This is a genomic window from uncultured Streptococcus sp. (genome assembly GCF_963525625.1).
Classification (GTDB): Bacteria; Bacillota; Bacilli; order Lactobacillales; family Streptococcaceae; genus Streptococcus.
On the sequence record NZ_CAURLD010000001.1, the window covers coordinates 131,195 to 143,618 of the forward strand.

General features: G+C 43.6%; 10 protein-coding genes. All 10 read left to right on the forward strand.

The window, feature by feature from the left end:
• The first annotated feature begins 46 nt into the window (after positions 1–46).
• Positions 47–538, forward strand: a complete 492-nt coding sequence (locus RYK49_RS00625) for a hypothetical protein (protein WP_002911148.1) — start codon at positions 47–49, stop codon at positions 536–538.
• Positions 539–870: 332 nt separating this feature from the next.
• A complete protein-coding gene (locus tag RYK49_RS00630) occupies positions 871–1,194 on the forward strand; it encodes a PTS lactose/cellobiose transporter subunit IIA (protein WP_002911150.1) in 324 nt (107 codons plus the stop codon).
• 20 nt (positions 1,195–1,214) lie between these two features.
• On the forward strand, positions 1,215–1,526 hold the full coding sequence (locus RYK49_RS00635) for a PTS sugar transporter subunit IIB (protein ID WP_002896658.1): 312 nt from the start codon (positions 1,215–1,217) through the stop codon (positions 1,524–1,526).
• A 17-nt stretch (positions 1,527–1,543) separates the two neighbouring features.
• Complete coding sequence (locus RYK49_RS00640; protein WP_011836408.1) at positions 1,544–2,845, forward strand: PTS sugar transporter subunit IIC; 1,302 nt, start codon at positions 1,544–1,546, stop codon at positions 2,843–2,845.
• Between the two features lie 168 nt (positions 2,846–3,013).
• Positions 3,014–5,455, forward strand: a complete 2,442-nt coding sequence (locus RYK49_RS00645; RefSeq protein ID WP_048772108.1) for a glycyl radical protein — start codon at positions 3,014–3,016, stop codon at positions 5,453–5,455.
• A 14-nt stretch (positions 5,456–5,469) separates the two neighbouring features.
• Complete coding sequence (locus RYK49_RS00650) at positions 5,470–6,138, forward strand: fructose-6-phosphate aldolase (protein WP_048772112.1); 669 nt, start codon at positions 5,470–5,472, stop codon at positions 6,136–6,138.
• Positions 6,139–6,185: 47 nt separating this feature from the next.
• Positions 6,186–7,280, forward strand: coding sequence for a glycerol dehydrogenase (locus RYK49_RS00655; RefSeq protein WP_048772116.1), 1,095 nt, complete (start codon positions 6,186–6,188; stop codon positions 7,278–7,280).
• A gap of 165 nt (positions 7,281–7,445) precedes the next feature.
• Entirely contained in the window at positions 7,446–9,947 is a 2,502-nt protein-coding gene (leuS, locus tag RYK49_RS00660) for a leucine--tRNA ligase (RefSeq protein ID WP_314830658.1), read from the forward strand.
• A 177-nt stretch (positions 9,948–10,124) separates the two neighbouring features.
• Positions 10,125–10,814, forward strand: a complete 690-nt coding sequence (locus tag RYK49_RS00665; RefSeq protein ID WP_314830659.1) for a VIT family protein — start codon at positions 10,125–10,127, stop codon at positions 10,812–10,814.
• A gap of 246 nt (positions 10,815–11,060) precedes the next feature.
• Positions 11,061–12,257, forward strand: coding sequence for a phosphoglycerate kinase (locus RYK49_RS00670; protein ID WP_002926909.1), 1,197 nt, complete (start codon positions 11,061–11,063; stop codon positions 12,255–12,257).
• Positions 12,258–12,424: the final 167 nt, after the last annotated feature.

The window sequence follows — 12,424 nt, forward strand, 5'->3', positions numbered from 1 at the left end:
TTTTTAATAGTGGATTTGCAGCTATGTATGGAGGTGGATTGTTGATTTGAAAAAGCCGATGAAACAAAAATTGGTTAGTTTAGCCACAGGAGAGCTAGTCGCTGTACTAGTATTTTGGCTGAATTTTTTCCTGCTCAAAAGATGGATTCTTACTACTGGAGCTTTGATTTCTATTTCTTTCTCCTTGTTTGTACTGAGTTTTATTCTGATACAGGGCTCTGTTTTTTGGTGGCTTTTGATAAAAAGGATTTCCAATCCAAGATTTGCTGAAAGATATACAGGCAAGATTTACAGGGTACTAAAGATTTTAGACCTTATTTTACTGGGTGTGGGAACCCTGATAATCATTTTTAATTCCAGTGATTTTTCCACCTTCATAATCTCTGTAGCAATTTGGTTTTTTGCTGTCATCGAGTGGATTAATTATTTTAAATGGCAATTATCCTACAGTCTGAATCCTGCTGTTTTATTGAAATACATCCTCCAGAGGAAATTGCGGAAAAGTAAAATAGCAAAGGAAATTGAGAAGGCCGTATAAAAAGATAAGTTTCGGTTTCTTAAAATAGCATATATGAGGAAGTAGAAGCAAATAGCTGCTGCTTCTTTTTTGTGCCGAATCTGCTTATCGTTCTTATCTAATATAGAGTGCCTTTGAATCGCAGATGAATACAGCTGTACAGAACTGTCCTTTATGGGGGGAGTTTTTGTCCTGCACAAATGTGCAAAATAATTTAAATAAGCTAATTTGTTCTATAATATATTGACGGACTGAGATAAAGGTGATACATTCTAGTTACAAACAAAAATAAATCACTTTCAAACAAAAGAACAGGTTTTTGTTAATTATAAAGATAGGAGCGGTTGTAGCATATGGAAATGATTGTAGCAGATCAAATTATCATGGGTCTTATCTTAGACGCTGGTGATGCCAAGCAGCATATTTATCAAGCTTTATCACTAGCTAAAGATGGTAAGTTTTCAGAATGCGATGAGCAGATTGAGCTGGCAGATAAGGCGCTGTTAGAGGCTCATAACTTGCAGACACAGTTTCTAGCTCAGGAAGCTGGAGGAACGAAAACAGAGATTACAGCACTGTTTGTTCATTCTCAAGATCATTTGATGACTAGCATTACAGAGATTAACCTCATCAAAGAAATCATCGACTTGAGAAGAGAATTACAAGGGGAAAAATAAATCATCAGGAGGATGAAAAGATGGTTAAGATTGGTTTGTTTTGCGCGGCAGGTTTTTCAACAGGAATGTTGGTCAACAATATGAAAATAGCTGCAGCTGAAAAAGGGCTGGAAGCTGAGATTGAAGCCTACTCTCAGGCTAAGTTGGCTGATTATGCAGCGGATCTGGATGTCGCTTTATTGGGCCCGCAGGTAGCTTATACTCTGGACAAATCTACAGCTATTTGCGACAGCTGCCATACTCCGATTGCAGTTATTCCGATGGCTGATTACGGTATGCTAGATGGCGAAAAAGTGTTAAATCTCGCTTTGAGTTTGTTGGATAAACATTAAAATCAAGGAGCTTCGTTATGTCTAAAGTGGATACTCAAAAAATCATTGCGCCGATTATGAAGTTTGTCAATATGCGCGGGATTATCGCCTTAAAAGACGGTATGTTGGCAATTTTGCCCCTTACAGTTGTGGGAAGTCTATTCTTGATTGTAGGGCAATTGCCGTTTGAAGGTCTAAATCAAGCCATTGCTGGTGTGTTTGGGGCTGACTGGACAGAACCGTTTATGCAGGTTTATTCAGGTACCTTTGCCATTATGGGGCTGATTTCCTGTTTTTCAATTGGCTATTCTTATGCTAAGAACAGTGGTGTAGAGCCTCTGCCGGCAGGGGTGTTGTCTCTTTCTTCTTTCTTTATCCTTTTGAAATCCTCCTACATACCAGAAAAGGGTGAAGCGATTGCAGATGCGATTGCCAAGGTCTGGTTTGGCGGTCAAGGAATCATTGGGGCCATTCTTATTGGTTTGGCAGTTGGCAGTATCTATACGATTTTCATTCAAAAGCATATTGTCATCAAAATGCCAGAGCAAGTTCCTCAAGCGATTGCCAAGCAGTTTGAAGCCATGATTCCAGCTTTCGTTATTTTCTTGCTGTCAATGCTTGTTTATATTATTGCCAAGATAGCGACTGGTGGCGGTACCTTTATTGAGATGATTTACGATGTTATTCAGGTGCCTCTGCAAGGTCTGACGGGCTCTCTGTATGGAGCTATCGGTATTGCTTTCTTTATTTCTTTCTTATGGTGGTTTGGCGTCCATGGCCAGTCCGTTGTCAATGGTGTCGTAACAGCCTTACTATTGTCTAACCTGGATGCAAATAAGGCTTTACTTGCTGCAGATAAGCTGTCTGTCAGTCAAGGCGCTCATATTGTGACCCAACAGTTCTTGGATAGTTTTCTTATCTTATCGGGATCCGGTATCACTTTTGGAGTGGTCGTAGCCATGCTCTTTGCTGCCAAGTCCAAGCAGTATAAGGCCCTGGGGAAAGTTGCTGCTTTCCCGGCAATCTTTAATGTCAATGAGCCAGTTGTCTTTGGTTTTCCGATTGTGATGAATCCGGTCATGTTCCTGCCCTTTGTTTTGGTACCGGTTCTAGCCGCTTTGATTGTCTACATGGCGATTGCGGTCGGCTTTATGCAGCCATTCGCAGGTGTGACTTTGCCTTGGAGTACGCCGGCTATCATTTCTGGCTTTATGGTCGCTGGCTGGCAAGGGGCAGTCATTCAAATTGTCATCTTAGCCATGTCCGCCTTTGCCTATTTCCCATTTGTGAAGTTTCAGGATAAGATTGCCTACAATAACGAATTGAAAAATGAAGAATAATCTGATTTTGATGGATAAAAACACAAAAGTTTCTTGGCTCAGATGGCACAAATGTGCAAAAAATCTTTAATTCAGTAATCGCCTATAAATGATTGAATTCTAGAATTTTGCATGTTACAATAGTTACGAAAGAAATAAATTAAATTTCATAAGAAAGGTCGTAACCAAATGATCCAAGTAAAAGAAGTAGAAAAAACAACAATAAAAACAGACTATTTTGGCAGCTTAACAGAGCGGATGGATAAGTATCGGGAAGATGTTTTAAATAAAAAGCCCTATATTGACGCAGAGCGCGCTGTCCTAGCTACCAAGGCTTATGATAAGCATAAGGAAAAACCAAATGTGCTGAAGCGTGCTTACATGCTCAAAGAGATTTTGGAGAATATGACGCTCTATATCGAAGATGAAACGATGATTGTCGGCAATCAGGCTTCATCTAATAAAGATGCGCCTATCTTCCCAGAGTATACTTTAGAGTTTGTACTCAATGAACTAGATCTTTTTGAGAAGCGGGACGGAGACGTTTTCTACATCACAGAGGAAACCAAAGAGCAGCTCCGTAGCATCGCTCCTTTCTGGGAAAACAATAACCTCCGTGCGAGAGCTGGAGCTCTACTTCCAGAAGAAGTTCAGGTTTATATGGAAACTGGCTTCTTTGGCATGGAAGGAAAGATGAACTCTGGGGATGCCCACTTGGCGGTCAACTATCAAAAACTCTTGGCCTATGGACTGAAAGGTTTTGAAGAAAAAGCTCGCGCAGCTAAGGAAGCCTTGGATTTGACCGATCCGGCTAGTATTGACAAATACCACTTCTATGATTCCATTTTCATCGTAGTAGATGCTGTGAAAGCTTATGCGGAGCGTTTTGTGGCCTTGGCCAATCAGATGGCTGAAAAAGCAGATCCTAAGCGCCGTCAGGAGCTCTTAGAAATCGCTAGAATCTGTTCTAAAGTGCCGTACGAGCCAGCATCAACCTTTGCTGAAGCCGTTCAGTCTGTTTGGTTTATCCAGTGTATCCTTCAGATTGAGTCCAACGGACATTCACTCTCTTATGGACGCTTTGACCAGTACATGTACCCTTATGTCAAGGCAGATTTGGAAGCTGGACGTGAAACAGAGGCTAGTATTGTAGAACGCTTAACCAATCTCTGGATTAAGACGATCACCATTAATAAAGTACGCAGCCAGGCTCACACATTCTCATCTGCGGGCAGTCCCCTTTATCAAAATGTGACAATCGGTGGCCAAACGAGAGATAAGAGAGATGCAGTCAACCAACTTTCCTACCTTGTGTTGAAATCTGTAGCTCAAACTCATCTTCCTCAGCCGAATCTGACTGTTCGTTATCATGCAGGCTTAGATGCTCGCTTTATGAATGAGTGTATCGAAGTCATGAAGCTTGGTTTCGGTATGCCGGCTTTCAATAATGATGAAATCATCATTCCGTCCTTTATCGCCAAAGGCGTTTTAGAAGAAGATGCTTACGACTACAGTGCTATCGGCTGTGTGGAAACTGCTGTGCCTGGTAAATGGGGCTACCGTTGTACAGGTATGAGCTACATGAACTTCCCTAAGGTGCTCCTGATCACTATGAACGATGGGATTGATCCGGCGTCTGGCAAGCGCTTTGCGCCAAGCTTCGGTCATTTTAAAGATATGAAGAGCTTTGCTGAGCTGCAAACGGCTTGGGACAAGACCTTGCGTCATTTGACCCGCATGAGTGTCATCGTGGAAAATTCTATCGACCTATCTCTTGAAAGAGAAGTGCCGGATATCCTCTGCTCAGCTTTGACAGATGACTGTATCGGACGCGGCAAGCATTTGAAAGAAGGCGGAGCAGTCTATGACTATATTTCCGGTCTTCAAGTCGGTATTGCCAATCTATCAGACTCACTGGCGGCTATCAAGAAGCTGGTCTTTGAGGAAGGCAGGCTGACTCCAGCTGAACTCTGGCATGCACTTGAAACGGACTATGCAGGTGAGCGTGGTAAAGAAATTCAAGAAATGCTGATTCATGATGCACCGAAATATGGTAATGATGATGATTACGCAGATAAGCTAGTGACAGATGCTTATGATATTTATGTGGATGAAATCGCTAAATATCCAAATACCCGTTATGGCCGTGGTCCAATTGGCGGTATCCGATACTCTGGAACATCTTCTATTTCAGCCAATGTAGGTCAAGGTCGCGGTACCTTGGCGACACCAGATGGCCGCAATGCCGGAACACCGCTCGCTGAAGGCTGCTCTCCATCCCACAATATGGACAAGAACGGCCCGACCTCTGTATTGAAATCTGTTTCCAAATTACCGACAGATGAAATCGTTGGTGGCGTTCTGCTCAATCAAAAAGTTAATCCTCAGACCCTGTCTAAGGAAGAAGATAAAGTGAAACTTATTGCCTTGCTTCGTACATTCTTTAACCGTCTGCATGGCTATCATATCCAATACAATGTCGTTTCTCGGGAAACATTGATTGATGCTCAGAAGCATCCTGAAAAACACCGCGATTTGATTGTTCGCGTTGCAGGCTACTCTGCTTTCTTCAATGTGCTTTCCAAGGCGACGCAAGATGATATTATCGGACGTACGGAGCACACGTTGTAAAAGAGGTCCAATTTATGGAATTCATGCTTGATACCTTAAATTTAGAGGAGATAAAAAAATGGTCGGAAGTCCTCCCTTTGGCGGGAGTGACTTCTAATCCGACCATCGCAAAAAAAGAAGGAAAAATAGACTTCTTCGAACGGATTCGCACTGTTCGGGAAATCATAGGAGAAGGTCCATCTATCCATGTGCAGGTTGTTGCCAAGGATTATGAGGGAATCTTGAAAGATGCTACTGAAATTCGAAAAAAATGCGACGATGCTGTCTACATTAAAGTTCCGGTCACACCGGCTGGGCTAGCAGCTATCAAAACTCTCAAAGCAGAGGGCTACAAGATTACAGCGACAGCCATTTATACAACCTTTCAAGGGCTATTAGCCATTGAAGCGGGGGCTGACTATCTTGCTCCTTACTATAACCGCATGGAAAATCTCAATATTGATTCAGATGCTGTAATTAGCCAGTTGGCTCAAGCGATTGAGCGGGAACATTCCGCCAGCAAAATATTGGCAGCGTCCTTTAAGAATGTTAGCCAAATTAATAGTGCTTTTGCTGATGGGGCCCAAGCCATTACAGCAGGACCAGATATCTTTGCAGCAGCCTTTGCCATGCCGTCTATCTCTAAGGCAGTGGATGACTTTGCTGCTGACTGGTCAGCAATTCACAATCAGGAATACATTTAAAAGGCATATTTAATGCTCTATTTATGAATAAATGAAAGAGGTGTTCTATGAGAATTTTTGCAAGTCCGTCTCGTTATATTCAGGGAGAAAATGCCCTGTTTGAAAATGCAAAACAGATTCTTCAATTAGGAAGCCATCCAGTCTTGCTTTGTGATGATGTAGTTTACCAGATTGTTGGGGAAAAATTCAATGACTACCTTACTCGTTATGGTTTTCATGTGCTGCATGTCGCTTTTAACGGAGAAGCTTCAGATGCTGAAATTGATCGGGTCGTTGCTCTGGCTGAAAAAGACGGAGCAGACTTGGTTATTGGTCTAGGCGGTGGGAAAACGATTGACAGTGCGAAGGCGATTGCAGACATACTAGGTCGTCCCGTAGTCATTGCGCCAACCATTGCCTCTACAGATGCCCCAACCTCAGCACTTTCTGTTATCTATACAGAAGATGGCGCCTTTGAAAAGTACATTTTCTATAGTAAAAACCCTGAACTCGTCTTGGTAGATACGAAAGTGATTGCTGGAGCGCCAAAACGGCTTCTGGCTTCTGGGATTGCAGATGGTTTAGCGACTTGGGTAGAGGCGCGTGCTGTCCAGCAAAGAAATGGCACTACCATGCTGGGACAAAGACAGAGCTTAGCTGGTGTAGCAATTGCGAAGAAGTGTGAAGAAACACTGTTTGCAGATGGCCTGCAGGCTATTGCAGCCTGTGAAGCAAAAGTTGTAACTCCAGCTCTGGAAAATATCATTGAAGCCAATACCCTTCTCAGCGGCGTCGGCTTTGAGAGCGGCGGTTTAGCGGCAGCCCATGCTATCCACAACGGCTTTACAGCTCTTACAGGCGATATTCATCACTTGACCCACGGCGAAAAAGTTGCTTATGGAACCTTGACCCAGCTCTTCTTAGAAAACCGACCTAAAGAAGAATTGGAAAAATATATTCGCTTCTATCAAAAGATTGGTATGCCGACAACTCTGAAAGAAATGCATTTAGAAAATGCCAGCTATGAAGATTTGCTCAAAGTTGGTCAGCAAGCGACGATTGAGGGCGAAACCATCCATCAGATGCCATTTGAGATCTCAGCTTCTGACATTGCAGGTGCCATCCTAGCAGTCGACCAATACGTCAGGGATTTGGATAAATAAAAGCAAAATACAAAACAAGCCACCTTTCAAACGCAGGGTTGATAGCGTGGCTTGTTTTTTGATGGAGAGCTCCCTTGTCTGATGTGTCTGGCAGTCATGAAATTCCGTCTTTCAAAATCCCTTGAAAATGGTATAATAGAAACAGTACAAAAAATGGAGAAAAGAATGGCTTATTATAATCACAAAGAAATCGAGCCCAAGTGGCAGAAATACTGGGCAGAGCACCATACATTTAAGACAGGTACGGATAAGGACAAGCCTAACTTTTATGCGCTGGACATGTTTCCCTACCCATCAGGAGCGGGGCTCCATGTAGGGCATCCGGAGGGCTACACGGCGACAGATATTCTCAGCCGCTACAAGCGGGCTCAGGGCTATAATGTCCTGCATCCTATGGGCTGGGATGCCTTTGGTCTGCCGGCTGAGCAGTACGCCATGGATACAGGCAATGACCCGGCTGACTTTACAGCGAAAAATATTGCCAACTTCAAGCGTCAAATCAACGCTCTAGGATTTTCGTATGACTGGGACCGGGAGGTCAATACAACTGACCCCAACTACTACAAGTGGACCCAGTGGATTTTCACCAAGCTTTACGAAAAAGGCCTGGCTTATGAAGCTGAAGTGCCAGTAAACTGGGTTGAAGAGCTGGGAACGGCTATCGCCAATGAGGAAGTTCTGCCGGATGGCACATCTGAGCGCGGTGGTTATCCAGTCGTTCGTAAACCCATGCGTCAGTGGATGCTGAAAATCACAGCTTATGCAGAACGTTTGCTCAATGACTTGGAGGAGCTGGACTGGCCAGAGTCTATCAAGGATATGCAGCGCAACTGGATTGGTAAGTCAACCGGTGCCAATGTAACCTTCAAGATTAAGGACACAGACAAGGACTTCACCGTCTTTACGACTCGTCCGGATACTCTTTTTGGTGCGACCTATGCTGTTTTGGCTCCAGAGCATGCTCTCGTCGATGCCATTACAAGTGCAGAACAAGCCCAAGCAGTAGCAGACTACAAACATGCAGCCAGCCTCAAATCTGACCTGGCTCGGACTGATCTAGCTAAGGAGAAGACCGGTGTCTGGACAGGAGCTTATGCTATCAATCCTGTCAATGGCAAGGAAATCCCAATCTGGATTGCCGACTATGTGCTTGCAAGCTACGGAACAGGGGCTATCATGGCTGTTCCTGCGCATGACGAGCGCGATTGGGAGTTTGCTAAGCAGTTTAACTTGGAGATTATTCCGGTTCTAGAGGGTGGCAATGTTGCTGACGCTGCTTATACAGAAGACGGGCCGCACATTAACTCTGGGTTCCTAGATGGCTTGGACAAGGCTGCCGCTATTGAAAAGATGGTTGCTTGGCTGGAAGCAGAAGGTGTAGGAAATGAAAAAGTCACCTATCGTCTGCGCGACTGGCTCTTTAGCCGTCAGCGCTACTGGGGTGAGCCGATTCCAATCATTCATTGGGAAGATGGGACTTCAACAGCTGTCCCTGAAAATGAACTGCCGCTAGTCTTGCCTGTAACCAAGGATATCCGCCCTTCTGGTACTGGTGAAAGCCCTCTGGCCAATCTGACTGACTGGCTGGAAGTGACTCGGGAGGATGGTGTCAAAGGACGCCGCGAAACCAACACCATGCCTCAATGGGCTGGTTCTAGCTGGTATTACCTGCGTTACATTGACCCGCACAACAATGAGAAATTAGCAGGCGAGGACTTGCTCAAGGCTTGGCTCCCAGTTGATATTTACATCGGAGGTGCGGAGCACGCTGTGCTCCATCTCCTCTATGCTCGCTTCTGGCACAAATTCCTCTATGATATCGGAGTGGTTCCGACCAAAGAGCCTTTCCAAAAACTCTTTAACCAAGGGATGATTCTGGGGACTAGCTACCGTGATAGTCGAGGTGCCCTAGTGGCGACAGACAAGGTGGAAAAACGCGATGGTTCTTTCTTTAACATCGAAACAGGAGAAGAGCTGGAGCAGGCGCCTGCTAAGATGTCTAAGTCTCTGAAGAATGTAGTCAACCCAGATGATGTAGTAGAGCAATACGGTGCCGATACACTGCGTGTCTATGAAATGTTCATGGGGCCGCTGGATGCATCTATCGCTTGGAGCGAGGAAGGGTTAGAAGGCAGTCGTAAGTTCCTGGATCGGGTCTATCGTTTGATTACAAGTAAAGAAATCGTTGCGGATAACAATGGTGCTCTCGACAAGGTATACAACGAAACAGTCAAGTCTGTCACAGAGCAGATTGAGGAGCTCAAGTTTAACACAGCCATTGCCCAGCTCATGATCTTTGTCAATGCAGCTAACAAGGAAGAAAAACTCTATGTCGAATATGCTAAAGGTTTCATTCAATTGCTTGCGCCTTTTGCACCGCACTTGGCTGAAGAACTCTGGCAGGCAGTCGCTCAAACTGGCAAGAGCATTTCCTACGTAGCTTGGCCAACTTATGACGAAAGCAAACTGGTCGAGGCAGAGGTTGAAATCGTAGTTCAAATCAAGGGCAAAGTTCGTGCTAAGCTAGTCGTAGCCAAGGAACTGAGCCGTGAGGAACTGCAGGAAATCGCTCTGGCAGATGAGAAAATTAAATCTGAAATTGCTGGCAAAGAAGTCGTGAAAGTGATTAGCGTGCCAAATAAATTGGTTAATATTGTGGTGAAATAATCAGTTTGTTACAGCATTATAGTAAATTTAGAGAGGAGTCGTTTAAAACGGCTCTTTTTTCAATACTTTTCTTCTCTTAAATAGTAGAACTTTTCTCATTTTTCGATTTTCTCTTGTATTAGTTCTAGATTTTATTTATAATCATTATAAATAAAAAAGAAAGAGAAAATTTAAATAGTGGAAGAAAATAAAATTGATACGAACTTTAGTGGGCGGCTGAATATATTGCGGGCCGGAGTTTTAGGAGCCAATGATGGTATTATTTCCATAGCAGGTGTGGTTATTGGGGTAGCTAGTGCGACGGACGATGTCTGGATTATCTTTCTGTCTGGTTTGGCGGCAGTCTTTGCGGGTGCCTTTTCTATGGCTGGTGGAGAGTATGTTTCTGTTTCTACTCAAAAGGATACAGAGGAAGCTGCTGTTGCCAGAGAGCGGGAGCTTTTAGAGAAAAATCCGGATATCGCTAGGCAGTCTCTCTATGCTGCCTATGTTCAAAATGGCGAGTGTGAGACTTCTGCCCAGCTCATGACCAACCGGGCTTTTCTCCAAAATCCGTTGGAATCCTTAGTGGCGGAAAAGTATGGAATCGAGATTGAGGAGTTCACTAATCCCTGGCATGCTGCCGTATCAAGCTTTTTAGCCTTTGCTGTTGGTGCGCTTTTCCCTATGATTACGATTATCCTGCTTCCAGCCAGCGTCCGTATCTGGGCAACCGTTCTAATCGTGGCCTTGGCCCTCTTGGGAACAGGCTATACCAGCGCTAGATTGGGCAAAGCACCGCTCAAAAATGCTATGATTCGCAACCTCGTGATCGGTCTTTTAACCATGGCAGTCACCTATGCAGTAGGGCAAGTCTTTGCAATTTAGATAGTAGAAAAAGTTGAAGTCAGTAGTTTTACTGATTTTTTGAATTGTTAAATCTAGAGAAAAAATCCAGCTTTAACTATTGTCTGAATGAGTTCAGCGCCCTTTTTCCTATTCTCTAATTCCAAAGTTCGAGAGAAAGAAGTGCGTGGCACTTCTTTTTTGTGAAAATTTTCCTTATATCAAGAAAACTTTTGGAAAATATGATATAATAGTTGCGTATAAAATATGAAAAGGAGTTTTTGTAACATGGCAAAACTTACTGTTAAAGACGTTGATTTGAAAGGTAAAAAAGTCCTCGTTCGTGTAGACTTTAACGTACCATTGAAAGACGGAGTGATTACAAATGACAACCGTATCACTGCTGCTCTTCCAACTATTAAATACATTATTGAGCAAGGCGGTCGCGCAATTCTCTTTTCTCACCTTGGACGTGTCAAAGAAGAAGCGGACAAAGAAGGTAAATCACTTGCACCAGTAGCTGCAGACTTGGCTGCTAAATTGGGTCAAGACGTTGTTTTCCCAGGTGTCACTCGTGGTGCTGAATTGGAAGCAGCTATCAATGCTCTTGAAGATGGACAAGTTCTTTTGGTTGAAAACACTCGTTTTGAAGATGTGGACGGCAAGAAAGAATCTAAAAACGATCCAGAACTTGGTAAATACTGGGCATCTCTTGGAGATGGTATCTTCGTAAACGATGCATTTGGTACAGCTCACCGTGCACACGCATCAAACGTCGGTATCTCTGCAAACGTTGAAAAAGCTGTTGCTGGCTTCCTTCTTGAAAATGAAATTGCCTACATCCAAGAAGCAGTTGAAACTCCAGAACGTCCATTCGTAGCTATTCTTGGTGGTTCAAAAGTATCTGACAAGATCGGTGTTATCGAAAACTTGCTTGAAAAAGCTGATAAAGTCCTTATCGGTGGTGGTATGACTTACACATTCTACAAAGCACAAGGTATCGAAATCGGTAACTCACTTGTAGAAGAAGACAAATTGGATGTTGCGAAAGCTCTTCTTGAAAAAGCAAATGGTAAATTGGTTCTGCCAGTTGACTCTAAAGAAGCAAATGCTTTTGCGGACTACACTGAAGTGAAAGACACTGAAGGTGAAGCAGTGGATCCAGGCTTCCTTGGTTTGGATATCGGTCCTAAATCTATCGCTAAATTTGATGAAGCCTTGACTGGTGCGAAAACAGTTGTATGGAACGGACCTATGGGTGTATTTGAAAACCCAGACTTCCAAGCTGGTACAATCGGTGTCATGGACGCTATCGTGAAACAACCTGGCGTAAAATCAATCATCGGCGGTGGTGACTCAGCTGCCGCAGCCATCAACCTTGGCCGTGCAGACAAGTTCTCATGGATTTCTACTGGTGGTGGTGCATCAATGGAACTCCTTGAAGGTAAAGTATTACCAGGACTTGCAGCACTGACTGAGAAATAAGCGGTATACTCAGAATATTTAATATACCATAAAACTATAATAAGAGAAGGACTAGTAAAGACTGGTCCTTTCTTTTTTACGTAAAATCTGTGGAACAGAGAGGGAAGAGAAAATCAAAAATAGACATTATACACTTAATGTCTAAAAAACAAAAAAGGTAAATAAAC

Bases quoted from the DNA above. Each gene is read 5' to 3' on its own strand.
- RYK49_RS00670 (WP_002926909.1), top strand. From the start codon at position 11,061: ATGGCAAAACTTACTGTTAAAGACGTTGATTTGAAAGGTAAAAAAGTC.
- RYK49_RS00650 (WP_048772112.1), top strand. From the start codon at position 5,470: ATGGAATTCATGCTTGATACCTTAAATTTAGAGGAGATAAAAAAATGG.
- RYK49_RS00635 (WP_002896658.1), top strand. From the start codon at position 1,215: ATGGTTAAGATTGGTTTGTTTTGCGCGGCAGGTTTTTCAACAGGAATG.
- RYK49_RS00655 (WP_048772116.1), top strand. From the start codon at position 6,186: ATGAGAATTTTTGCAAGTCCGTCTCGTTATATTCAGGGAGAAAATGCC.
- RYK49_RS00645 (WP_048772108.1), top strand. From the start codon at position 3,014: ATGATCCAAGTAAAAGAAGTAGAAAAAACAACAATAAAAACAGACTAT.
- leuS (WP_314830658.1), top strand. From the start codon at position 7,446: ATGGCTTATTATAATCACAAAGAAATCGAGCCCAAGTGGCAGAAATAC.
- RYK49_RS00630 (WP_002911150.1), top strand. From the start codon at position 871: ATGGAAATGATTGTAGCAGATCAAATTATCATGGGTCTTATCTTAGAC.
- RYK49_RS00640 (WP_011836408.1), top strand. From the start codon at position 1,544: ATGTCTAAAGTGGATACTCAAAAAATCATTGCGCCGATTATGAAGTTT.